The sequence below is a fragment of the Lysobacter spongiicola DSM 21749 genome (assembly GCF_900167055.1).
Classification (GTDB): Bacteria; Pseudomonadota; Gammaproteobacteria; order Xanthomonadales; family Xanthomonadaceae; genus Novilysobacter; species Novilysobacter spongiicola.
The window spans coordinates 33,255-56,482 of the sequence record NZ_FUXP01000005.1 but is presented as its reverse complement, the minus strand read 5'-3'; the positions used below and the strand labels follow the sequence as shown (position 1 = coordinate 56,482).

The 23,228-nt window shown below is 68.7% G+C and carries 22 protein-coding genes; 10 read left to right on the top strand and 12 right to left on the bottom strand.

The window, feature by feature from the left end; translation table 11 throughout:
- Positions 1-101 precede the first annotated feature (101 nt).
- From accC to B5D37_RS08065, 7 genes are all read right to left on the bottom strand, one after another.
- Entirely contained in the window at positions 102-1,469 is a 1,368-nt protein-coding gene (accC, locus tag B5D37_RS08095) for an acetyl-CoA carboxylase biotin carboxylase subunit (protein ID WP_078758222.1), read from the bottom strand.
- 3 nt (positions 1,470-1,472) lie between these two features.
- On the bottom strand, positions 1,473-1,961 hold the full coding sequence (gene accB, locus B5D37_RS08090; RefSeq protein WP_078758221.1) for an acetyl-CoA carboxylase biotin carboxyl carrier protein: 489 nt from the start codon (positions 1,959-1,961) through the stop codon (positions 1,473-1,475).
- Positions 1,962-2,012: 51 nt separating this feature from the next.
- Complete coding sequence (gene aroQ / locus B5D37_RS08085) at positions 2,013-2,462, bottom strand: type II 3-dehydroquinate dehydratase (protein WP_078758220.1); 450 nt, start codon at positions 2,460-2,462, stop codon at positions 2,013-2,015.
- A 112-nt stretch (positions 2,463-2,574) separates the two neighbouring features.
- Positions 2,575-3,099, bottom strand: coding sequence for a TlpA family protein disulfide reductase (locus tag B5D37_RS08080; protein WP_425478043.1), 525 nt, complete (start codon positions 3,097-3,099; stop codon positions 2,575-2,577).
- A gap of 68 nt (positions 3,100-3,167) precedes the next feature.
- Positions 3,168-5,705, bottom strand: a complete 2,538-nt coding sequence (dsbD, locus tag B5D37_RS08075) for a protein-disulfide reductase DsbD (protein ID WP_078758218.1) — start codon at positions 5,703-5,705, stop codon at positions 3,168-3,170.
- Positions 5,698-6,021, bottom strand: coding sequence for a divalent-cation tolerance protein CutA (gene cutA, locus B5D37_RS08070; RefSeq protein WP_484502518.1), 324 nt, complete (start codon positions 6,019-6,021; stop codon positions 5,698-5,700). The genes dsbD and cutA overlap by 8 nt, the downstream gene beginning before the upstream one ends.
- Positions 6,022-6,093: 72 nt before the next feature.
- Complete coding sequence (locus B5D37_RS08065; protein WP_159447364.1) at positions 6,094-6,492, bottom strand: helix-turn-helix domain-containing protein; 399 nt, start codon at positions 6,490-6,492, stop codon at positions 6,094-6,096.
- 565 nt (positions 6,493-7,057) lie between these two features.
- On the opposite strand from B5D37_RS08065, the gene groES reads away from it, so the two are divergent.
- The 3 genes from groES (at position 7,058) to glnE (ending at position 12,089) form a co-directional block, all read left to right on the top strand.
- Positions 7,058-7,345, top strand: a complete 288-nt coding sequence (gene groES, locus B5D37_RS08060) for a co-chaperone GroES (protein WP_078758215.1) — start codon at positions 7,058-7,060, stop codon at positions 7,343-7,345.
- 59 nt (positions 7,346-7,404) lie between these two features.
- Complete coding sequence (groL, locus tag B5D37_RS08055) at positions 7,405-9,045, top strand: chaperonin GroEL (RefSeq protein ID WP_078758214.1); 1,641 nt, start codon at positions 7,405-7,407, stop codon at positions 9,043-9,045.
- A gap of 239 nt (positions 9,046-9,284) precedes the next feature.
- Positions 9,285-12,089, top strand: a complete 2,805-nt coding sequence (gene glnE, locus B5D37_RS08050; protein ID WP_078758213.1) for a bifunctional [glutamate--ammonia ligase]-adenylyl-L-tyrosine phosphorylase/[glutamate--ammonia-ligase] adenylyltransferase — start codon at positions 9,285-9,287, stop codon at positions 12,087-12,089.
- A gap of 18 nt (positions 12,090-12,107) precedes the next feature.
- Here the strand turns inward: glnE and B5D37_RS08045 are convergent, their stop codons facing one another.
- Entirely contained in the window at positions 12,108-13,088 is a 981-nt protein-coding gene (locus B5D37_RS08045) for a mitochondrial fission ELM1 family protein (RefSeq protein ID WP_078758212.1), read from the bottom strand.
- Positions 13,089-13,191: 103 nt separating this feature from the next.
- On the opposite strand from B5D37_RS08045, the gene B5D37_RS08040 reads away from it, so the two are divergent.
- From B5D37_RS08040 to B5D37_RS08015, 6 genes are read left to right on the top strand one after another with little or no spacing between them, the layout of a single operon-like run.
- Positions 13,192-13,791, top strand: a complete 600-nt coding sequence (locus B5D37_RS08040) for a malonic semialdehyde reductase (protein ID WP_078758211.1) — start codon at positions 13,192-13,194, stop codon at positions 13,789-13,791.
- A 54-nt stretch (positions 13,792-13,845) separates the two neighbouring features.
- The gene (locus B5D37_RS08035) at positions 13,846-14,445 is read left to right on the top strand and encodes a YceI family protein (protein WP_078758210.1); all 600 of its coding nucleotides are present in this window, start codon (positions 13,846-13,848) and stop codon (positions 14,443-14,445) included.
- Positions 14,446-14,454: 9 nt separating this feature from the next.
- Complete coding sequence (locus B5D37_RS08030; protein ID WP_078758209.1) at positions 14,455-15,162, top strand: pirin family protein; 708 nt, start codon at positions 14,455-14,457, stop codon at positions 15,160-15,162.
- Between the two features lie 59 nt (positions 15,163-15,221).
- A complete protein-coding gene (locus B5D37_RS08025; RefSeq protein ID WP_078758208.1) occupies positions 15,222-15,419 on the top strand; it encodes a zinc-finger domain-containing protein in 198 nt (65 codons plus the stop codon).
- 15 nt (positions 15,420-15,434) lie between these two features.
- On the top strand, positions 15,435-16,562 hold the full coding sequence (locus tag B5D37_RS08020) for a glycosyltransferase (protein WP_234987757.1): 1,128 nt from the start codon (positions 15,435-15,437) through the stop codon (positions 16,560-16,562).
- Positions 16,563-16,584: 22 nt separating this feature from the next.
- Positions 16,585-17,910: an O-antigen ligase family protein gene (locus B5D37_RS08015; RefSeq protein WP_143814215.1), complete on the top strand. Its 1,326-nt coding sequence runs from the start codon at positions 16,585-16,587 to the stop codon at positions 17,908-17,910.
- On the opposite strand, the gene lpxL is transcribed toward B5D37_RS08015, so the two are convergent.
- Positions 17,901-18,824 (bottom strand): LpxL/LpxP family Kdo(2)-lipid IV(A) lauroyl/palmitoleoyl acyltransferase, encoded by a 924-nt coding sequence (gene lpxL, locus B5D37_RS08010; RefSeq protein ID WP_078758206.1) that lies wholly within the window; start codon positions 18,822-18,824, stop codon positions 17,901-17,903. The two genes, B5D37_RS08015 and lpxL, sit on opposite strands and share 10 nt — an antisense overlap.
- A gap of 61 nt (positions 18,825-18,885) precedes the next feature.
- Here lpxL and waaA point away from each other — a divergent pair, with 61 nt between their 5' ends.
- Complete coding sequence (gene waaA / locus B5D37_RS08005; RefSeq protein ID WP_078758363.1) at positions 18,886-20,199, top strand: lipid IV(A) 3-deoxy-D-manno-octulosonic acid transferase; 1,314 nt, start codon at positions 18,886-18,888, stop codon at positions 20,197-20,199.
- A 42-nt stretch (positions 20,200-20,241) separates the two neighbouring features.
- Here waaA and B5D37_RS08000 read toward each other — a convergent pair whose 3' ends face one another.
- The 3 genes from B5D37_RS08000 to B5D37_RS07990 all read right to left on the bottom strand — a co-directional run bounded on the left by B5D37_RS08000 (position 20,242) and on the right by B5D37_RS07990 (position 23,215).
- A complete protein-coding gene (locus B5D37_RS08000; protein ID WP_078758205.1) occupies positions 20,242-21,657 on the bottom strand; it encodes a TolC family outer membrane protein in 1,416 nt (471 codons plus the stop codon).
- 45 nt (positions 21,658-21,702) lie between these two features.
- A complete protein-coding gene (locus B5D37_RS07995; RefSeq protein ID WP_078758204.1) occupies positions 21,703-22,359 on the bottom strand; it encodes a protein-L-isoaspartate O-methyltransferase family protein in 657 nt (218 codons plus the stop codon).
- A gap of 133 nt (positions 22,360-22,492) precedes the next feature.
- Positions 22,493-23,215, bottom strand: coding sequence for a TetR/AcrR family transcriptional regulator (locus tag B5D37_RS07990; protein ID WP_078758203.1), 723 nt, complete (start codon positions 23,213-23,215; stop codon positions 22,493-22,495).
- Between the last annotated feature and the right edge of the window lie 13 nt (positions 23,216-23,228).

Below are 23,228 nucleotides of genomic sequence, written 5' to 3'. Positions count from 1 at the left end.
TCAGCCGCGATCGGATACGCGGTGCCGGTGGTGGATCAGATCGCGGCTGAAGCCGCTCCTACAAGGAGAGGGAGGCCCGGGGCGCGTGGTGCGAAGACGCCTCAGACGATCGAGAGCGACTTCTCCTTCTGCTCCTTGAGCCGCTTCTCGAGGTAGTGGATATTCTGCCCGCCCTGCTGGAATCCGACGTCGGCCAGGATGCGCTGCTGCAGCGGGATGTTGGTCTTGATGCCGTCCACCACCATCTCGCTCAGGGCCACGCGCATCCGGCAGATGGCGGTTTCGCGGTCCGGCCCGTGCACGATCAGCTTGCCGATCATCGAATCGTAGTTCGGCGGCACGCGGTAGCCCTCGTAGATGTGGCTGTCGACGCGTACGCCCGGTCCGCCCGGCGCATGGAAGTGCTGCACCAGCCCCGGACTCGGCATGAAAGTCTCCGGATCCTCGGCGTTGATGCGGCACTCGATCGCATGGCCGTCGAGCACGATGTCTTCCTGCTTCAGCGACAGCTTGTGGCCGGCGGCGATGTTGAGCTGCTCGCGTACCAGGTCGATGCCGGTCACCATCTCGGTCACCGGGTGCTCCACCTGGATGCGGGTATTCATCTCGATGAAGTAGAAGCGCCCGTCCTCGTAGAGGAACTCGAAGGTACCCGCGCCCCGGTAGCCGATGCGCACGCAGGCCTCGGTGCAGACGCGGCCGATCTCGGCCCGCTGCTCGGCGGTGATGCCCGGTGCCGGTGCCTCTTCCACCACCTTCTGGTGGCGACGCTGCATCGAGCAGTCGCGCTCGCCCAGGTGGATGGCGTTGCCCTGGCCGTCGGCGAGCACCTGGATCTCCACGTGGCGCGGGTTCTCCAGGAACTTCTCCATGTAGACCATGTCGTTTCCGAAAGCGGCCTTGGCCTCGGACTTGGTGGTCTGGATGGCGGTGGACAATGCGGCCTCGGTATGGACCACGCGCATGCCGCGTCCACCACCGCCACCGGCCGCCTTGACGATGACCGGATAACCGATCTCGCGGGCGATGCCGATGTTGGTCTCGACGTCATCGCCCAAGGGGCCGCCGCTGCCGGGCACGCAGGGGACGCCGGCCTCCTTCATCGCCCGGATCGCTTCGACCTTGTCCCCCATCAGGCGGATGGTCTCGGCGCGCGGGCCGATGAAGATGAAGCCGGACTCTTCCACGCGCTCGGCGAAGTCGGCGTTCTCCGACAGGAAGCCGTAGCCGGGGTGGATCGCCTGGGCGTCGGTGACCTCGGCCGCGGCGATCAGCGACGCCATGTTGAGGTAGCTCTCGCCCGATGGCGCCGGCCCGATGCAGACCGACTCGTCGGCCATGGCCACGTGCTTGAGGTTGCGGTCGACGGTGGAGTGCACCGCGACCGTACGGATGCCCAGGGCGTGGCATGCGCGCAGGATGCGCAGCGCGATCTCGCCCCGGTTGGCAATGACGACTTTATCCAGCATGGGTCACCCGATGACGAACAGCGGCTGGTCGAACTCGACCGGCTGCCCGTTCTCGGCAGCGACCTTGAGCACGGTGCCGGAGACGTCGGCCTCGATCGGGTTGAACATCTTCATGGCCTCGATGATGCCCAGCGTGTCGCCCGCCTTGACCGCCTGGCCCACGCTGACGAAGGCGGGCTTGTCCGGCGCCGGCGAGGTGTAGAAGGTGCCGACCATCGGGGCCCGGATCACGTGGCCATCGGGCAGCGACTGCCCGGCATCGGCATCCTGCGAGCGCCCCCCGGTGGCGGCGTCGACCGGCGACTGCATCGGCATCTGCGCCGCAGGCGCGGGCGCCGCGGGCGCGGGCGCCGCGGGCGCGTACTGCGGTGCGACCGAGCCCTGGGGGGTGCGGGCCAGCCGCACCGACTCCTCGCCCTCCTTGATCTCGATCTCGGCGAGGTTGGACTCCTCGAGCAGGTCGATCAGCTTCTTGATTTTGCGCAGGTCCATGGTGGGCCTCTTCTTCGTTGTCGTTCGGAGCCGCCGGGCGGCCGGGGAATGTCAGTCGGGTCGGGTCGCGAGCCGCGCCAGCGCGGTGTCGAGGGCATAGCGATAGCTGTCGGCGCCGAAACCGCAAACCACGCCGAGCGCGAGGTCGCTGAAGTAGCTGTGCCGGCGGAACGGCTCGCGGGCGTGCGGGTTCGACAGGTGGACTTCGTAGAACGGGACGGCGACCCCCGCCAGCGCATCGCGCAGCGCCACGCTGGTATGGGTGAAGGCAGCCGGGTTGACCACCATGACGGCGGTGCCGTCGTTGCGGGCGGCCTGCACGCGCTCGACCAGCTCGTGCTCGGCGTTCGACTGCAGGCTTTCGAAAGTGTGTCCGGCAGCCTCTGTCCGCGCGCGCAGGTCGGCGTCGATCTCGGCCAGGGTCACGCGGCCGTACACTTCCGGCTCGCGTTCGCCGAGCAGGTTGAGGTTGGGGCCGTGCAGGACCAGCAGTTTCGCCATGGGTGCCGGGAAGGGTCGAAGGCCGGCAGTGTGGCCGAGCGATAAGCGCCTGTCCAGACGTTCCCTGCCATTTCGCCGAAGTTCCTGCGATTTAAGCGATCGTTTGAATCCGCTATCCGCCCACCCAGCCTTCTATCTCGCCATGCTGGAACGGCCCGATCTTCTGTTTCACCAGGCGGCCGTCGGCGTCGATCAGCGCTGTGTAAGGCAATACGCCCTTGGGATTGCCCAACTGGACCCCGCTGTCACGCGGGCCCGGCTGGTCAAGCAGGATCGGGTACCGCACCGGGGTGTGCTCCAGGAACGCGGCAACCTCCCCGGGCGTATCGAGGGCGATGCCGATCACCTGCACCCCGCCGTCGCCCTGGGTGGCGGCGAACCGGTCCAGCTCGGGCATCTCCTCGATGCATGGGCCGCACCAGCTGGCCCAGAAGTTGATCAGGATCGGCCGCCCTGCGTAGGCGGCGGGCAGCTCCACTGCTTGGCCTTCGAGGTCCGGCAACCGCAGCGTCGGCATCGGGTCACCGCGCCCCGCGACTTGCAGTCCCTCCGGTGCAGGCGGCGCGGTGGCGGACATCGCACCCTGCAAGGCGCGCTGTCCGACCTCGCTGCGCAGCAATGGCCCCGGGCCGTTCATCAGCAGGCCCGCCGCCGCGCCGAGCAGCCCCGCGCCGAGCGCGACCAGCAGGATCTTCGTGGTCGACTTCATTCGTTCACTCCGGCCCTGCGCGCCCGTGCGGCGAAGCCGGCGGCGTCCTCGAACCCGAACAGCCGCAGGTCACGCCGCTCGGCCCCGCCCACGTAGTAGAGGGTAGCCGGGGGGCCGATGATGCCCAGCGCCTTCATCAGCTCCTGGTCGACGGCGTCGTTCGCGGTGACGTCCGCCTTGAGCAGGACGAAGTTTTCCAGTGCTTCGTGGACCTCGGGCTGCGGGAAGGTGTATCGCTCCATTTCCTTGCACGACACGCACCAGTCGGCATAGAAGTCCAGCATCAGTGGCTGGCCGGCCCGTTGAGCCGCAGCCACCTCGCGCTCGAGGTCGGCCAGCGACTTGATGGGCCGGAAAGGCAGCTCCCGCGGCGCCGTTGCCGTGCCCGTGCGCAGTCCGTCCAGCGGCCGCAGCGGATCGGTGCTTCCGGCCAGCGCACCGACCACCTGGGTGGCACCGGTGATCGCCAGCATGGCGGCCAGCGCCAGTCCCGCCACCCGTAGTCCGTACCTGCCCTTGCGGTCGACCGCGGCCAGGCCGAGCGATGCCGCTGCGGCTATCAGCAGCGCGCCCCAGAGTCCCAGGGTCACCGGTCCCGGCAGCATCCGCGACAGCATCCAGATCGCCAGCCCCAGGAACACGAATCCGAACGCGCGCTGCACCCCGATCATCCACGGGCCGCTGGTCGGCAGCCCCTTGCCGGCGGCCACACCGAAAGCGAGCAGCGGCAGGCCCATGCCCATCGCCAGCAGGAACAGGGCTGCCCCGCCGAAGACCGGGTCCTGCGTCTGCCCGATGTAGAGCACGGCCGCGGCCAGCGGTGGGGCCACGCAGGGCCCGACGATCAGGGCCGACAGCGCACCCATGATCGCAACGCCCGCGAGCGAACCTCCAGGCTGGCGGTCGCTCAGCTCCCCGAGCCGGTTGCGCAGCGAAGCCGGCAACTGCAGCTCATAGAGTCCGAAGCTGGAGAGTGCCAGGGCCACGAACAGCGCGGCGAACAAGCCCAGTATCCAGGGGTTCTGGAAGGCGATCTGGAGGTTGGCGCCCACCAGCCCTGCCACGACGCCCGCCACGGTGAACACCAGTGCATTGGCCAGTACGTAGACGAACGACAGGCCCAGGGCGCGTCCCGCCGCCAGGCCGCCGGGGCGGCCTGCCGAAGCGCCTGCAATGAGTCCCGACAGGATCGGGATCATCGGCAGCACGCAGGGGGTGAAGGCCAGCAGCAGCCCGAAGCCCAGGAAGCTCAGTAGAGCGACCCAGCGCCCCGAGCCGGAAAGCGCAGCGGCGAGCCGGCTGTCCTCCGCTTCGCCGATGGCGGGGGCGGCTGCAGCGGGTGCGCGGGTGGGGGTGGTCCCGGTGTCGTCGGCGCCGGGGCCGGTGCCCATGTCCGTGGCGCCGTCCCGGTTGACCTGCTCCAGGCCGTCGCTGCCCGGCAATGGCGCGGCATTGTCGTCGCTGGCAGGAGCCGGTCGGTCCTCTTCGGACGGCTCGGACGCCCCCTCGCCGGTTGCAGCGGTTGCCTGTGCGGGCGGCTTCGCCACTTTCTGGTTTGCAACCCCTGCAGGCAGTTCAAGCTGCACCGTCCGCGTCATCGGCGGATAGCAGATGCCGTCGGTCTGGCAGCCCTGGAAGCGCGCAGTGAGGGTGGCCTTCACCGCCCGCCCATGGGCGCGCTCGAGCGGGACCGGGACGTCGACCTGGTCGAAGTAGACCACCACCTCGCCGAAGTAGCCGTCGCGGTGGCCGGTTCCCGGGGGCCAGAGCGGCTTGCCAGCCGACACGCCATCCGCCTCCAGGCTGAGCCGGGTCTGGTCGCGATAGAGGTAGTACCCGGGCGCGGGGCTGAAGCGCAGCAACAGGGTGTTGGCATCCCCGACAATGGCTTCGAAGCCGAACGCGCGTTCCGGCGGGAGCGGGAGCGCATCGACGGCCCCGCCGCCCACCTTGCCGAGAAGCGGGTTGCCGCTGTTCCCGCCCGGCATGTTTCCGGCCAGCAGCGGATTGCCCGCCCCTCGGGGGGGCGTCGGGACGCTGGTGGCGCCTGCGGCGACGGGGGCTGGCAGGGACACCTGCAGCCGACGGGTCTGCGGCGGATAGCAGATCCCGGCGTCGGCGCAGCCCTGGTACTTCACCGTCAGCGTGGTGGTGGGGGCCGTAGGTTCACCCGGTAGCACCGCTTCCAGTGCGGTCCGGTAGGTCTCCACCTTGCCGAAGAACTCGTCTTCATAGGCTTTGCCCGGCGGCAGCCGCAGCTTGCCGGCCCGGAAGCCCGCATCAGGCTCCACCGAGATACGGTGCCGGTACAGGTAATAGCCATCCGCGATGCGCCAGCGAACGGAGATGGCGGCGCGTTCGTCTCCAGCGGCGGTGGATGCATCCGCGCGCAAGGCGAAAGCCTCGTCCACCGGCAGCAGGTCATCGGGATCGATGGCGGCCGCTGCGGAACCGGAAGCCAGCATGAAGGCGGCGCATGTACCCAGCAGCAGCGCCCGTATCCGGCGGCTGCGGTTCGTCACGATGTCAGTCATCAATTCGTGTCTGTTCGGCCACCCATGCAAGGTAGGGGGCGAGGCCACCGTTGGCTTCGACCGCCAGCAGCTCGGGGAGTTCGTACGGGTGCAGGGCGACCACCCGCGAGGTCAGCGCCTCCAGCCGGGCGTCGGTCGTCTTGATCAGGAGCTGGATCTCGCGGTCATGCGTCAGCTGGCCCTCCCAGCGATAGGTGGAGCGGATGCCTGGCAGTTCGCTGACGCAGGCGGCCAGGCGCTCTTCGACCAGTGCATCGGCGATTGCGCGGGCGCTGGCCTCGTCGGGGCAGGTGCACAGGCATAACAGGACGGACACGGCGAGGGCTCGTCGGGGTGGCTCCATAGCTTAGCCCAGCGGCGACCGCCGTTCCTGATCAGGTGCCTGCGATCAGGTGCGGCCGGTGCCCCGGGGGCGGCCGACCCGGCTGCCCGCCAGTTCCTCGGCGATCTCCACCAGGGGGACGCGGGCCCTCGGCGAGCTGTCCCGGAACGCGCTGATCAGTCGCAACTCAAGCGGATCGTCGACCAGCAATGCCTCGGCGGCGGCGATCGAATCCATCTCCACCTCCTGCGAGAGGTTCATCTTCCCGCGGCCGGTGGCGAGCCATTCGAACTGCACCCCGGTTGCCATTGCTATCTCCCGCAGGTGCGCTGCACTGGGCGACTTGCCCGGGGAAGCCTCCCAGTGGCTGACCGCGCTGCGCTGGACCCCGACTGCCGCGGCCAGGCTGGCCTGGGAGAAGCCGCCGTGGCGTCGTGCAAGGCGAATGCGAAGTTCAAGGCTCATGCAAGCTCCCGTCTGGAGGCGATGGTCGAGGCAGAATCGCGGTATGGGCGGGCTCGATTGAGGCTCTGCTACCATTTGTCACCCTGCTACTTACAATCACATCAAGCAGTTGTCTATTGGTAGCTAAATCCTCGATGAACACCATAGTGCCGGCATCCCGGGGTGTCCATCACAGATGTGTGCTACCGGAAGGGCGCAGCGACGGGCGGTCCATACTCTAGCCACTGGCGATCGGAGAGGCCAAGATCGGCTCCAGTCGACAAGGACGTCGATTTAGACATGGGGGTCTCAGGTCAGGGGAGAGGCGCAGGAGCGCGCCGCGCTCGGAAGCCAATCCCGAAACCGGAAGAACGCGTCTCGCAGGAGGCGCGTTCTTTTTTGTCGCGCCGTCGACGCCCCGGCCACTTTTTCGTGCCGTCCCCCTTGAAACCCGCCATGCCCGCCCCATCTCCGTCGCAGTCCCGGATTCCGGGCGCTGTCGCGCCGGCGGTTGGCACTCCGCCGGGGCGACTGCCAGATTTCAGCGTTTTTCCCCATCCATTCAACCACTTATGAGGTTGTAGACATGAATATCAAGCCGCTGTTCGACCGCGTGGTCATCAAGCGCATGGAAGAAGAAAAGATGTCCGCGGGCGGCATCGTGATCCCCGACTCGGCCACCGAGAAGCCGATCAAGGGCGAGGTGGTCGCGGTCGGCGAGGGCAAGGCCCTGGACAACGGCAGCACCCGTGCGCCGCAGGTCAAGGTCGGCGACAAGGTGCTGTTCGGCAAGTACAGCGGTACCGAGGTGAAGCTCGACGGCAACGAACTGCTGGTCGTGAAGGAAGACGACATCTTCGCGATCCTCGGCTGATCGCGGACCTTCCGTTCAACTGTCCCCCTTTTTCGCATTCTTTTTGAGGTAATCCGCTAATGGCTGCCAAGGAAATTCGTTTCGGCGAAGACGCGCGCTCCAAGATGCTGCGCGGCGTCAACACCCTCGCCAATGCCGTCAAGGCCACCCTCGGCCCGAAGGGCCGCAACGTCGTGCTCGACAAGAGCTTCGGCGCCCCAACGATCACCAAGGACGGCGTGTCCGTCGCCAAGGAGATCGAGCTGGCCGACAAGTTCGAGAACATGGGCGCGCAGATGGTCAAGGAAGTCGCTTCCAAGACCTCCGACATCGCTGGTGACGGCACCACCACCGCCACCGTGCTGGCCCAGGCGCTGATCCGCGAGGGCATGAAGGCGGTCGCCGCCGGCATGAACCCGATGGACCTCAAGCGCGGCATCGACAAGGCCGTGATCGGCGCCGTCGAGGAGCTCAAGAAGATCTCCAAGCCGTCGTCCACCAGCAAGGAAATCGCCCAGGTCGGTGCGATCTCCGCCAACTCCGACACCAACATCGGTGACCTCATCGCCCAGGCGATGGACAAGGTTGGCAAGGAAGGCGTCATCACCGTCGAGGAAGGCTCGGGCCTGGACAACGAGCTGGACGTGGTCGAGGGCATGCAGTTCGACCGCGGCTACCTGTCGCCGTACTTCATCAACAACCAGCAGTCGATGCAGGCCGAGCTGGACGATCCGTTCATCCTGCTCTACGACAAGAAGATCTCCAACGTGCGTGACCTGCTGCCCGTCCTCGAGGGCGTGGCCAAGGCCGGCAAGCCGCTGCTGATCGTCGCCGAGGATGTCGAGGGCGAGGCCCTGGCCACCCTGGTCGTCAACACCATCCGCGGCATCGTCAAGGTCTGCGCCGTCAAGGCCCCGGGCTTCGGCGACCGTCGCAAGGCCATGCTCGAAGACATGGCCGTGCTGACCGGCGGCACCGTGATCTCCGAGGAGATCGGTCTGCAGCTGGAGAAGGCGACCATCAATGATCTCGGCCGCGCGAAGAAGGTGCAGATCTCCAAGGAGAACACCACCATCATCGACGGCGCCGGCGAGACCGGTGGCATCGAGAGCCGCATCAAGCAGATCAAGGCGCAGATCGAGGAGACCTCCTCCGACTACGACCGCGAGAAGCTGCAGGAGCGCGTGGCCAAGCTGGCCGGCGGTGTCGCGGTGATCAAGGTCGGTGCATCGACCGAGATCGAGATGAAGGAGAAGAAGGCCCGCGTCGAGGACGCACTGCACGCGACCCGCGCCGCCGTCGAGGAAGGCGTGGTTCCGGGTGGTGGCGTGGCGCTGGTGCGCGCGCTGGCCGCGATCACCGACCTCAAGGGCATCAACGAAGACCAGAACCACGGCATCCAGATCGCCCTGCGCGCGATGGAAGCCCCGCTGCGCGAAATCGTCACCAACGCCGGTGAAGAGCCGTCCGTGATCCTCAACAAGGTCAAGGAAGGCACGGGCAGCTACGGCTACAACGCCGCCAACGGTGAGTATGGCGACATGCTCGAGTTCGGCATCCTGGACCCGACCAAGGTCACCCGCACCGCGCTGCAGAATGCCGCGTCGATCGCCGGTCTGATGATCACGACCGAAGCGATGGTCGGCGAGCTGCCGAAGAAGGACGAGCCGGCGATGCCGGCCGGCGGTGGCATGGGCGACATGGGCGGCATGGGCTTCTGATCGAGGCTGCACCCTGCTAGAGGAGGCCCCGCTTTGGCGGGGCCTTTTTTTTGGCCATACCGCTTCAATTCCAGTACCGCCCGGTTCTTTTTTGCACTGCAGCGTGCATCCGCACTAACAACTCCTTCACGATCAGGGCGCATCCCGACGTGGGGGAGGGAGCAGGCCCGCTTCCGGTTTCGACCGGAGCGGGCTTTTTACTTTCCGGCCTTCCGTGCCTGCATGCCATCATCGGGTCGATGACCCCGACCACCCGAGAAGCCCTCGCCCCGCCAGTGGACCGCGCGCTGGAGCGATTGGCGCAAGCACTGGGCGATGCCCACCCTAGGCCCCTCGCCCCGCGGCTGCGCGCCATCGCCGTGGCTTCGGATTTCGCGGTCGACACGCTGGTCAGGCAACCGGCGCTGCTGCAGCGATTGCTGGCCGATGACGGTGCGACGGCGCTTGAGGTTCCCTCGCTGCAGCCCGAAGGCCGCCAGGACTGGCAGGCCTTGCTGCGCCGCTTCCGCGCTGCCGAATCAACCCGGATCGTCTGGCGGGATGTGCTGGACCTGGATCAGCTCGAAGACACGCTCGCCGCCACCACTGCGCTGGCCGAGCACTGCCTGCAGGCCGCGCTCGCTGCACTGGAAAAAGAATTTGCCGGCAGGCACGGCCATGTCCGCGACCCGGCTGGAAAACCCCAACGCATCGTGGTGTTCGCCCTCGGCAAGCTCGGCGGCGGCGAACTGAACTTCAGCTCGGACATCGACCTGGTCTACGGCTACGAGCATGGCGGCGAATCCGATGGACCAAGGCCCCTGGATGCCGAGAACTACTATTCGCGCCTCGGGCAGCAACTGGCCAAGCTGCTGGACGAGATCACCGCCGAGGGGTTTTGCCACCGTGTCGACCTGCGCCTGCGGCCCTATGGCAACGCCGGGCGGGTGGCATGGTCGTTCCCGGCGATGGAAATGTACTTCCAGCGCGAAGGCCGGGACTGGGAGCGTTATGCCTGGCAGAAGGCGCGGCCGGTGGCGGGGGACATCGACGCCGGGGAGCAGTTCCTCGATTCCCTGCGTCCCTTCATCTACCGCCGCTACCTCGACTTCGGCGCGCTCGACGGGCTGCGCGAGATGAAGGCGGCGATCAGCGCGGAAGTTGCACGCAAGGAGCTCACCGAGGACATCAAGCGCGGCCCTGGCGGGATTCGCGAGATCGAGTTCCTGGTCCAGGCGCTGCAGCTGATCCGGGGCGGCCGGGAGCCGGACCTGCGATCGCGTGCGCTGCGGCCGGCGCTGGACGCGCTGGTGGAGTCCAACCAGGTGGAGCCCGACGCGGCGGCTTCGCTGGTGTCGGCCTACCGGTTCCTGCGGCGTCTGGAAAACCGCCTGCAGATGCTGCGCGACGCCCAGACCCACGAACTGCCGGGCGATGATACGGATCGCCTCCGGATCGCCGTCGGCCTGGGCTACCCCGGCTGGACCGAGCTGCTGGCGGACCTGACGCATCATCGCAACGCAGTCCGTGAAGAGTTCGCGGCGCTGCTGGCGCCACGCGAGCAACGCAGCGAGGGCACGGCGCTGGACGCCTACTGGCGCGCCTTGCCCGAAGCGGGGGATGCGGATGCGATGGCCGAAGCGGGTTTCGCCGAACCGCGCAACGCCGACGCGCTGCTCAGGGACTTCGCGCGCAGCCCGGGCGTGCAGGGCCTGTCCGACAGCACCCGGGCCCGGCTCGACCGTGTCCTGCCGGCACTCGTCCACGGTGCGGCCAGATCGAGTGAACCCATGCTTGCCCTGCGGCGCCTGCTGGCGATGCTGCACAACATTTTGCGTCGCAGTGCCTATCTCGCCCTGCTGGATGAGCAGCCGGCGGCGCTGGCGCGGCTGGTCGAGGTGGTCACCCACAGCGCGCTGCTGGCGGAACGGCTGGCGGCTTACCCGCTGTTGCTGGACGAGCTGCTCGACGTGCGCATCGGCGGCCCGCTGCCCGACCGGGAAGAACTGGTGGAGGCCTGCGTGGCGGTGGCGAGCGAGGCCGACGACACCGCCGCCGACGATCCGGAAGCGATCCTCAATGCACTCAACGAGCTCAGGCAGGCCTTCAGTTTCCGGATCGCCATGGCGTTCCGCGATGGCAGGCAGGCGGCGGCCGAAAGTGCCCGGCAGCTCGCATGGCTGGCCGACGGCGTGGTGCGGCGGGTGCTGGCGCTGGCCGAGCGCGAAGTCGCCGCTGCGCACGGGCGGTTGCCAGGTGCGCGCTTCGCGGTGCTGGGCTACGGAAGCCTGGGCGGTGAAGAGTTGGGCTTCGGCTCCGACCTCGACCTGGTGTTCCTGTACGACGCCGACGCCCAGGCCACTTCGGATGGCCCGCGGCCACTGGATACCCAGCGGTGGTACGCCCGGCTGGCGCAGAAGGTGGTCGCCTTGCTCGGCACGCCGACGGCCGCCGGACGCTTGTTCGACGTCGACGTGCGGCTCCGCCCGGACGGGGCCAAGGGGCTACTGGTTTCGGGCCTGTCGAGCTTCGCCGAGTACCAGCGGCTGCGCGCCTGGACCTGGGAGCACCAGGCGCTGGTCAGGGCACGCTGCGTCAGCGGAGATGCCGGCCTCTGCGGTGATTTCGAGCAAGTACGCGCGCAGGTCCTGGGGCGCGTGCGGGACGCGGCGCAGTTACGCGCCGACATCACCGGGATGCGGATGCGGATGCGGGCGGAGCTGGATCGCGGCCGGGGCGGCATATTCGATCTGAAGCAGGGCGAGGGCGGCCTGGTGGACCTCGAGTTCCTGCTGCAGGCGCTGGTGCTCGAGCGTGCCGCGAGCCACCCGCCGCTGCTGGAGCCGCGAGCCTCGCCGGCACTGCTCGAGGCACTGCAGGAGGCGGGGACCCTGCAGCCGCAGGTCTGCGAGGCGCTGCGTGCGGCCCATGCCACGTTGCTGCACCGGGCGCTGGAGTGCTCCCTTGATCGTCGCCACAGGCGCGTGCCGACCGATGACTCGCTGGAGGCCGCCCGCGGCGCAATCAGGTCCGCCACCCGCGCGCAGGGGCTCGATTTCCTCTAGAGGCCGCGGCTGCTCGAATCAGTCGTCCCCTGCGCCGCTGTCGAGGCCGAGGCGGCGATGGACTTCCCGCGCGACGCGTGCGGTCTCGCGCAGCGGCGTCACCGGGAACGAGGCCATGTGCTCGTCAAGCGCCCGCACCCGCCCCATGCCCAGCAGGCTGTCGACGAACCTGCGGGGCCGTCCACCGAGGCGGTCGATGCCGGCGACGAATACCGGGACACGGGTGGCACAGGCCTCCGACAGCATGTTCACCGAGTCTGCGGTGCAGACGATGCGGTCCGCGCAGGCGAGCAGCCCGGGGTAGGGATTGGCGCCGTCGCCCGGCCCGGTCCAGACCACGCCCGCACGCCGGCCGAATCGTGCAACGAGGCGAGCGGCCACGTCCGGCGGCGTTCGACGCGAGGCGGTGACCAGCAGGCAACCATCTTCCGCTTCGGCGCGGCGGTGCAGCCGTTCGGCCAGTTGATCCACGAACCCCTGGTCGAATTTCGCGTGCGCACTGTCGCCTCCCAGCAGCACCGCCGTCCGCGGCTGTTGCAGGGTCGATAGTGCCGTGTAGTGCCGTCGCGCGGCCTCCAGCCAGCCGTCGTCCACGGGATGCAGGCTGCCGAGCACGTGGACCACGTTCTGCCCGTGCAGGCCGTCGTGCTCGGGTGCCACCACCACGTCCCAGTGACCGGGCGGGATGCGCGGGTCGAGGATCTGCACCGCCCGGGCGCCGGCGCGCCGGGCGAGGCGCGTGGCAAGGCCCGCTTGGCGGCCGCAGCCGATCGCAAGTGCTGGCGGGCGGGCCAAGGCACCGCGGAAACCGCTGCCGAACGCGCGATCCGCGCCAGGCAACATCCGTGGCGCGAGCTGTCGCCATGGCGCCCGGGCTTGCAGGCTCCATTCCTCGGCCTGCAGCTTCATCGCCAGCGCCAATGCGCGGGCCTGGCGGAGGTTTCCGGCATTGCCGTCCGTCAGGATCCAGGTATCGGGATGGGGGGTGCGTTGTTCCATGGATGTCGTCAATCCGTTGCAAGCCTGCCGGGTGTTGCGCGCCACGTCAGACTCTACACTTGCTGGAGACCGCCGCGACTCCTCGCGGCCCAATGGAGGACCCATGGCCCAGCACCCGCACGAAGCACTCGACCCGCAGGCACTCGACAGGCTCTTCCGCGAAGCGCGGACCCACAACGAGCTTGGCGGCGAGGTCTCCGACGACACCATCCGGGCGCTCTACGAGCTGCTGAAATGGGGGCCGACCAGCGCCAACATGAGCCCGGCGCGCTTCGTGTTCGTGAAATCGCCGGAGGCCAAGGCCCTGCTGGAGCCTGCACTGGACGAAGGCAACCGGGCCAAGACCATGGCCGCTCCGGTCACCGTGATCATCGGACATGACGAGGACTTCCACGAGAAGCTGCCCTACCTGTTTCCGCATGTCGATGCCCGCAGCTGGTTTGAGGGCCCGCGCGAGGGCCGCAGTGCCGCCGCCTTCCGCAATGGCACGCTGCAGGGTGCGTACCTGATCCTGGCCGCGCGCGCGCTGGGCCTGGATACCGGCCCGATGTCCGGCTTCAACAACGCGATGGTCGACGAGACCTTCTTCAAGGACACGACGGTCAAGTCCAATTTCCTGGTCAACCTGGGCCACGGCAACCCTGCGGCCCTGTTCCCTCGTTCCCCGCGGCTGCCATTCGAGGAAGCCGCGCGCATCGCCTGAGTTCCCCGTCCCCCGACACCCGCCGGCCTTGCCCGGCCCACAGAGGATCTCCCCATGTTCAAGCAACTCACGCTGGCCGCCGCCCTGTCCGCCGCCAGCTTCGCCACGCTCGCCGAGCCGGTGACCTACACCATGGACCCGAACCATACCGACGTGATCGCCAGCTGGAGCCACTTCGGCTTCTCCAACCCGATTGCTCACTTCGGCCAGGTCGACGGCACCATCACCTACGACCCCGACAACGTCGGCGCCTCCTCCGTCCAGGTGACCATTCCGCTGGCCGGCCTGGATTCCCACGTCGAGGCCTTCGACGAGCACCTGCGCAGCGGCGATTTCTTCGACGCCGCGAACCATCCGGAGATCACCTTCTCCAGCACCGGCGTCGAAGCCGCGGGCGAGGACCGGCTCAAGGTGGCCGGCGACCTGACCCTGCGCGGCATCACCAAGCCGGTGGTGCTGGACGTCACCATCAACCGGATCGGGACCCAGCCGATGAGTGGCCAGCCGGCGGCCGGCTTCGATGCGACCACCACCATCAAGCGAAGCGACTTCGACATGGGCATGTACGCGCCCAACGTGAGCGACGAGGTGGAGATCCGCATCACCACCGAGGCCACCGTGCCCAAGGCCGGGACGGCCGACGCTGCCGGCTGAGGAACTCCGATGATCATCGAACGCCGGGCAGCCAGCCGCGGCCGGGGCCCCGCCCAGGTCGAGTGGCTGGACAGCCGCCACACTTTTTCGTTCGGCCACTACTACGACCCGGCGTGGATGGGTTTCGGCCCCTTGCGGGTGATCAACGAGGACCGCGTGGCTCCGGGGGCGGGCTTCCCGCCCCACCGCCACGCCAACATGGAAATCCTCAGTTACGTGCTGTCGGGGCGACTCGCCCACCGTGACAGCAGTGGGGCGGAGGGCGTGGTCGGCCCCGGCGAGCTGCAATGGATGGGTGCCGGCCATGGGGTCGAGCACAGCGAGTACAACGCCTCGGCGGACGAGCCCGTGCACTTCCTGCAGGTCTGGCTGCAGCCGGACCGGGTCAACGCGGCGCCTGCCTATGCCAGCCGCGCGCCGGTGGAGGGTGACGGCTGGCAGCTGCTGGCCTCTCCCGATGGTGCCGCGGGCAGCATCGCCATCCGCCAGGATGCGAGGCTCTACCGGGTCGGCCTGCGGAAGGAACAAGTGGCCGGGTTCGACCTGGAGCCGGACCGCAGGTACTGGCTGCACGTGGCCACCGGCGAGGTCGAGTCCGGCGACAGCCGCCTGGCCGCCGGCGACGCCATCGGCATGACCGGGGAGGGTGGACAACTGCAACTGCAGGGTATCGGCGCCCCCGTGAGCGAAATCCTGCTGTTCGACCTGCCGTTGTAGGGCTGCGCCGCGCGGGCGGCTGTTAAACTGCCCGCCTCGCACCATCCGTGGCCCCTCCGATGACCGCAGCCCCCGCCCATCCGATCCAGCCCAATGCCGAGCGTCGCTACACCGTGACCCGCGCGGACCTGCCGCTGAGCTGCCCGATGCCGTCGATGGCGCTGTGGAACTCGCACCCGCGGGTCTACCTGCCGATCGAGGCCGAGCGCGAGTGCGCCTGCCCCTACTGCGGCGCAGTGTTCGTCCTCGAGGACTGAGCCATCCCACGGTCCGTGGGCACGCGCCGGCTGACCGTGGTCCAGTTGCTGCCGGCGCTCGAAGCCGGGGGCGTCGAGCGTTCCACTTTGGAGATCGCACAGGCGCTGGTGGAGGCCGGGCACCGCGCGATCGTGGTGTCGGCTGGCGGGCGCCTGGTCCCGCGGCTGCAGTCGGTGGGCGGTGAACACGTCACGCTGGATATCGGGCGCAAGTCGCCGCTCACCTTTCGCCACGCGTGGACGCTCCGTGCGTTGTTGCAGAGGGAGCGTGCCGACGTGCTGCACGTACGCTCCAGGCTCCCGGCCTGGGTGGGCGCGCTGGCGCTGCGCGGCATGGCGCCGGCCGTGCGGCCAAGACTGATCAGCACGGTACACGGGCTCAACTCGCCGTCCCGCTACAGCGCGGTGATGACCCGTGGCGAACGCGTGGTCTGCGTGTCGCGGACCGTGCACGATTACGTACTGCGACATTATCCGGCCACCGATCCGGCGCGGCTGGTGGTGATCCCGCGTGGCATCGATCCCGCGGCATTCCCGCACGCGCCAGCCTCCGACCCCGATGCAAGGCGGTGGGCGGTTGCGCAACACCCGGAGCTGGACGGTGAAGGGCCGCTGTTGCTGCTGCCTGGCCGAGGCACGCGCCTGAAGGGACATGGTGACGCGTTGGCGTTGCTGGCGGGCCTGCGCTCGACCGGACTCGATGCACGCCTGTGGTTGCCCGGTGCGCGACAGGCGGGGCGGGAGGCGTACATCCAGGAGCTCGAGGACGATGCGGCCGCGCTGGGCCTGGCCGGCGTGGTGTCGTTCTCGGCACCGACCGATGCGATCGCCCGCGCCTATGCCGCCAGCGACCTGGTGCTGCAACTCTCGCGCAAGCCCGAAGCGTTCGGCCGCACTGTCGTGGAGGCGCTCGCGGTGGGGCGTCCGGTACTGGGCTGGGCCCACGGCGGCGTCGGCGAGTTGCTGGCGGAACTGCATCCCGCGGGCGCCGTCGTGCCGTTCGACATGCAGCGCTTGCAGGCCGCCGCACTGGAGCTGCTCGCGCGCGGGCCATCGCCAGCGGCTACGATGCCGGACCTGACCCACTACACCCTGGCGGCGATGCAAGCCGCCACCCTGTCCCTGTATGCCGAATCCGCCTGAACCGACCGCTGCAGCCCCTTCGATGCCCGCAAACCCGCGCGTGCAGGGTTGGCGCTGGGCGCCAGCGTGGGTACTGGCCTACGTGGCGCTGTGGCCGGCCCCCGGTTATGCCGAGGGCATCCTGGTGCTGGGCGCGCTGGTGGCGATCTTCAAGCTGGTGTCCTCGCGCTTCCGCGGCGGCACCCTGCTGCTGAGCCACCAGGCGTGGGCACTGACCAGCGTATTGTTTTTCGCCTACTGGCTGCCCGAGCTGGTGTCTTCCTTCGATGCGGTGGATCCCGGGCGTTCGCTGCGCGAGGCCGCGGCGGACCTGCGCTATCTGCCGTTCCTGTGGTTGGCCGCCTCGGCAGTCGCCAATGCGCGCGGGCGCCGCACCACCTTCGGCGGCCTTGCGATCATCATGGGTATCTGGACCGTCGACGCCCTGCTGCAGGCGATGACCGGCACCAGCCCGCTGTTCGCGGGTATCGACGCCATCAAGCACGCCATCAGCGGGCGCGGCATGTGCACCGCCGAGGAAATTGCAGTGGCAGACCGCCTGAGCGGGATCCTCGGTCCCTGCAACCTCAAGCTCGGCCTGGTGGTCGCCAGCCTTTCGCCTTTCCCGCTGCTTCTGGCCGGGCGTCGCTTCGGCAGCGCGGGCTGGCTGGCGGCGGCTGCGGCGGTGGGCATCGTCGTGGTCCTCGCCGGCTCGCGTGCCTCCTGGCTGACCTACGCGCTGGTACTGGTGTTCTCGGGCTGGCGCCTGCTGGGATGGAAGAAGCTGCTGGCGGTGTTCGCTTTCGGGGCGCTGGTGCTGGTGGCGCTGACGGTGGTCTCCAGCGACGTGAGGGAGCGGGTGCAGCGCACCACCCACGTGTTCGCCGCGGACGAGGAGGGCGTGGATACCGCGTTGTCCGGCCGCAGCCGGATCTGGGGCGCCGCCGTATGCATGGTCCGCAGCCATCCCTTCAACGGTGTTGGAGCACGCGGGTTCCGCGAGGCTTTCCCGCAGTGCGACCCACAGCCCGGTGAAGTGGCGCAGTGGGGCGAGGGGCCGGCTTTCCATGCCCATCAGATCGTGCTGGAAGTTGCCAGCGAGACTGGTGTGTTCGGGTTTCTGCTCTGGCTGGCTGGCGCGGCGCTGGCGTGGCGGGCATGGCGCTATGCCGATGCCGCTGCCCGGGAGCGCGCGCGCCCGGCGATGCTGGCGCTGGTGGTGACGGTATTCCCGCTCAACACCCACCTGGCCTTCTATTCGACATTCTGGGGTGGGCTCACCCTGCTGCTGGCAGCGCTGTATGCCGGAAGCCTGCTGGCGACGTCGACGGAGGACGGAGAGCAGCCGGCAACGGTCGCTCAGCGATAGGGCGGCGCAACCCCTTCTGGCCTGCGCTTGAAGCGCCGGTGGATCCACAGGTACTGGCTCGGAGCTTCGCGGACCATGGCTTCGATGGCGCCGTTGACCCGGGTGCTGTCGAGGGTCGGGTCGGCGGAGGGGAAGTCCTCCAGCGGCGCACCCAGCCTGAGTACGTAGTCCGCTCCCTCGCGACGGTGGTGGAAGGGCACCACGGCGCAGCCGGTCAACCGCGCGAACTGGTGGGTCGCGGTGATCGTCGCCGCCGGCACGCCGAAGAAGGGTGCGAACACCGTCTCCTTTCCCCGCATGTCCTGGTCGGGCGCGTACCAGAGCATGCCGCCCTGCTTGAGGTGGCGCATCGCCGGGCGCAGCTCGGCGTTGGCGAACATCGCCGTTGCGTAGCGGAGCCGGCCGCGCTTGACCGCCCATTCCATCACCGGTCCACGGTGGCGGCGGTACATACCGGCCAGCGGCAACCGGTCGCACATCAGGCGGCCGCAGATCTCCAGGGTCATGAAGTGCCCCGACACCAGCAGCACGCCGCGGCCCTGCGCACGGATCGCTTCGATCGCCTCCACGCCTTCGATGCGGACGGTACGCCGCATCGGTGCCACGGAGCCCCACCACGCACGCGCGAACTCGAACAGGCCGATGCCCAGGTCACGGAAGCTGTCGCGCAGCAATGCTTCGCGTGCGCGCTCGTCCATCTCCGGGAAACACAGCCGGAGATTGGTGCGGGCGGCTTCCCGGCGGTCGGCGGACAGGCGCATCGCCAGCGCCCCGATGCCGGAGCCGAGCCATCGCTGCAGGCGCCATGGCAGGCGCGCGGCCAGCCACATCACGACGACGGCCGACCATGCGGGCCAGTGGCGCGGAGCGAACGGCGGGGATCCGGCGTCGGTGGGGGAGGGGGCATCGGCCATGCGGGGATTCTACCGGTCGCTGCTGTCACGCCTTTTGACGACGCTGAAGTATCCTGCGCGCATGCGGAGTGACCCCATCGAGCGCCTGTTGCGCGGCCTGTACTCGGCCGCGCTCTACCTGTTGGTGCCGGTCACGGTGTACCACCTGATCTGGCGGGGTTTCCGGCATCCGGCCTACTTCATGCGCTGGAGCGAACGCTACGCGCGCTACCACGACAGGCCGCACACCGGGACGCTGTGGCTGCACGCGGTATCGGTGGGCGAAGTCAACGCCGCCATTCCCCTGGTGGCGGCGTTGAAGCGTGGCCGGCCGGACCTGCGCCTGCTGGTCACCACCATCACTCCGACGGGATCGGAGCGGGTGCGTGCGCTGTGGGGCCACGACGTGGAGCACGTCTACCTGCCCTACGACCTGCCCGGCGCGATCTCGCGGTTCCTCGACCACCACCGGCCCCACGCGGGCCTGATCATGGAAACCGAGTTGTGGCCGAACCTGCTGTTCGGCTGTCGGGACCGCGACATCCCGGTGGTCATCATCAACGCGCGGCTGTCGGAGCGGTCGCTGCGCGGCTACAGGGTGCTGGCGCCGCTGGTGGGTCGCGCGCTGCGTACCGTGCGGGCCGTGGCTGCCCAGTCCATGGCCGACGCGATGCGGTTCGTGCGGCTCGGTGCGCGGCCGGAGCAGGTGGTCGAGACCGGCAACCTGAAGTTCGACGTCATGGTGCCGCCCGCCCTTGAGGATTTCGCCGCGGAATGCCGATCGCATTGTGGTGCGCGCCCGGTCTGGATCGCAGCCAGTACCCATGAGGACGAGGAGGGCGCGGTGCTGTCGATTCACCGTCGCCTGCGCAACCGGTTCCCTGGCCTGCTGCTGTTGTGGGCCCCCCGGCACCCGGAGCGCTTCCGGATGGTCGCCGAACAGGCGCGCGTGGCCGGATGGACGGTGACCACCCGCTCGCGTGCCCAATGGCCGGGTCAGGACGACGATGTGTTCGTGGTCGACACCCTCGGCGAGCTGATGCAGTTCTATGCTTGCGCGGATGTCGCCTTTGTCGGCGGCAGCCTGCAACCGATCGGCGGACACAACCTGCTGGAGCCGGCTGCGGCGGGGACCGCCATCGTCACTGGGCCGCACCTGCACAATTTCGCGGAGATCTCGCGGCGGCTTCTGGATGCCACGGCGCTGCTGGTCGGCCAGGACGAGGCGGGGATCGAGGCAGCCCTGGCTCAACTCCTGGCCGATCCGGCAGAGCGCGAGCGGATGGCAGAGGCGGGACGCGCGCTGGTGGAAACCGGACGCGGTGCGCTGGCGCAGACGATGGTGCTGCTCCAGCCCCTGTTGCCGGCATCGAACGACGGGCACGGCCGCGGCTGAACCAGCCGCGGCCGAGAAGCCAAGTGTCGGGATGCCGCCGGTTTACTGCGGGATCGACTCGACCTGGGCGTCGGCGTTGACGGTCAGCAGGCGGTTGATCTGCTGCACGTCTTCCACGTCAAGCGTGCCCGCGGCCTGCTCGAGCAGCAGCCGGTTCTGCAGGTAGTTGTAGCGGGCCAGTGCATAGGCCTGTTGCGCGCTGAACAGGTTGTTCTGGTTGTTCAGCACGTCCAGCACGGTGCGGGTGCCGACCTCCAGGCCCACTTGCGATGCGTCATAGGCGGCCTGCGCCGATACCAGCGCGAGGCGGCGCGCTTCGACTTCGCTGATGCCGGCCACCAGGGTCTGGTAGGCGTTGCGGGTGTTGCGCTCGAGCGCGCGGCGCTGCTGCACCAGTTCGTCGGCACGGATGTCACGCTGGGCGATTGCCTGGCGCACGCGTGACTGGGTGGCGCCGCCGGAGAAGATCGGAACGTTGAGGGTGATGCCGATTTCCGGTCCTCGACTTTCACTTTCGATCGGGCTGGTGATCGAAGTGGGAAGATCACTGCTGCTGAAAGTGCGGTCGCCGGTGGTTTCGCTGTCGTTGTAGCCGCCACTCAGGTAGAGCGTGGGCAGGTGGCCCGCGCGGGCAGTGGCCACGTCGGCCTCCGCCGCCTGTACCTGCAGCTGCTGTGCGCGCAGTGCGGGATTGTTGTCGATGGCGGTCTGCACCCAGGCATCGACGCCTTCCGAGACCGGAAGCTCCGGCTGGAAGTCGGCCGGTAGGCCCTGCAGGTTGCGCACCGGCTGGCCGGTGATTTCCGCCAGTGCCTGGTAGGCATCCGCCACGGCGTTGCGGGCGAGGATGGTGTTGGCGCGGGCGCTGTCGAACTGCGCGCGCGCTTCGTGCACGTCGGTGATCGGTGCAAGACCCACCTCCAGCCGCTTCGAGGCAAAGTCGAACTGCCTCTGCAGGGCGGTCTCGGCGGCTTCGGCGGCGGCAAGTGTTTCCAGTTGCACCAGCACGTTGAAATAGGCGGCCGAGGTGCGGGTGATCAGGTTGTCGCCCGCGGCCTCGAGCTGGTAGTCGCTGGCGCGGCTCAGCGCCTTCTGCCCACGCAGGGTGGTGAAGCGCGTCATGTCGAACAGCATCTGCGTACCGCTGACACCGAAGTTGCGGGTAGTGGATTCGGTTTCGATGTCGCCGTTTACCGTCGGCTCGGTGGGATCGGCCTGGAAGGTCGAGGGCCCTTCGCTGCGCGAGCGCCGAATGCTGGCAGTGCCATCCAGCTGCGGCAGCATCGCCGCGCGGGCCTGCACCGCACCTTCTCGCGTCGCCAGCCGGCTCGACTCCGCCGCGGAGAACTGCGGGTCGCCGGCCCTCGCCAGCTCGTAGGTCTGCAACAGGTCTTCCGCCGCGGCGGTGGCCGGCAGCAGGGCGAAGGCAAGGGCGAGTACGAGTCGGCGGCGGATCATCTTGGGGTCCTTGTGGTGAACAGTCCTGCGAGGGACTCGCGTCGGCTAGAGTTCGAATGCCGGCACGGGCGCCGCGCCGACGAGGTAGGGCAGGTCGGTTTCGAACAACGACTCGGTGCGCGGGCCGTTGACATCATGGTGTACGAGTACGGCTTCCATGGCCGGCGAGCGCCCGCGCACCGCGAACAGGCGGCCCCCCGGCTTCAGCCACTCCATGAACCGCTCCGGCACCTCGAGCACCGCGCCGCTGACGCAGATGGCGTCGAATCGGCGCGAGGTCGTCCAGGCCATGGCGTCGGCCTGGACCACTTCGACATTGGTGATGCGCTGTTCCGCCAGTCGCTCGCGGGCGGCATCGGCGAGTTCGGGATACAGCTCGAGGCTGACCACGTCGCGGGCGAGGCGCCCGAGGCAGGCGGCGAGGTAGCCGCTGCCGGTCCCGACCTCCAGCACTTCCTCGAACGGCTTTGCCAGGATCGACTGCAGCGCGCGGCCTTCCACGACCGGTTTCATCATGCGCTGGCCGTGGCCCAGCGGCAGCGCCAGGTCGGCATAGGCCAACGCCCGGTGCGCCTCGGCGACGAACTGCTCGCGGGGCATCGCCGAGATGACCTCCAGCACGCGTTCGTCCAGTACCTCCCATGGACGGACCTGCTGTTCGACCATCAGTTCGCGGGCCTTGGCGTAATCAATCGTGCTCATGGGAGGCTGTCTCGGTATTCGCGGTTGACCGCCAATTGTAGCGGGGAGGTGGGGCCGCCGGCGCCGTATCGTGGGGCACAGGATCGCCTCGCCGGGGCTCCCCGTTCAGTGCCGGAAGTCACCGAGACCGCGGTCACGGATCGCCAGTGGTGTCCGCCGACGGTGCGTAGGCGCGAAGGAACACGTCCACCGCAGCTTCCAGATGGGTCCGGATGGCCTCGCGCTCCGGCTCGCAACAACCCAGCACCAGCATGGCGTGCAGTTCCCCCTTGAGCAGGGCGCACAACTGGGTGGCGGCGCGGTGCAGCGCTTGCTCGCCGCCGTCGCCGATCGCCAGCTCCCCGGACGCCATCCGCCGTGCGAGGACGCGGGCGATGTTGTCCTGCACGCGCTGCGGCCCCGCCTCCCAGAACAGGTGTGCCAGCGGCGACCCCACCAGTTGCGGGCTGCACAGCATGCGGTGGCCGGCGAGCGCCTCATGGCTGCTGATCATCGAAAACAGGGCTTCGGCGATGGACAGCAGGCGCTCGCGTACGGGCTGCGCCTCGCCAGCCGGCTCGAACAGGTCCGATGGCAGGCCGGTATCGCAGTGGGATTGCACGGCGGCCGCGAACAGCGACTCCTTGTCGCCGAAGTGGCTGTAGACGGTGAGCTTGGAGACCCCTGCTTCGGCGGCGATCTGGTCCATGCTCGCGCCATCGAACCCCAGGCGGGTGAACATCGCCTTGGCCGCCTCCAGGATCGCGGCGCGCTTGCCCGGGTCCTTGGGGCGGCCGGGGCCGGGGGTGCGGGTGGTCGGTGCCGGTGCGGGGGCGTCGGCGACCGGCGGCTTGCTTCGGGAACTGCGGGAAACCATGGTGCCGATAGTA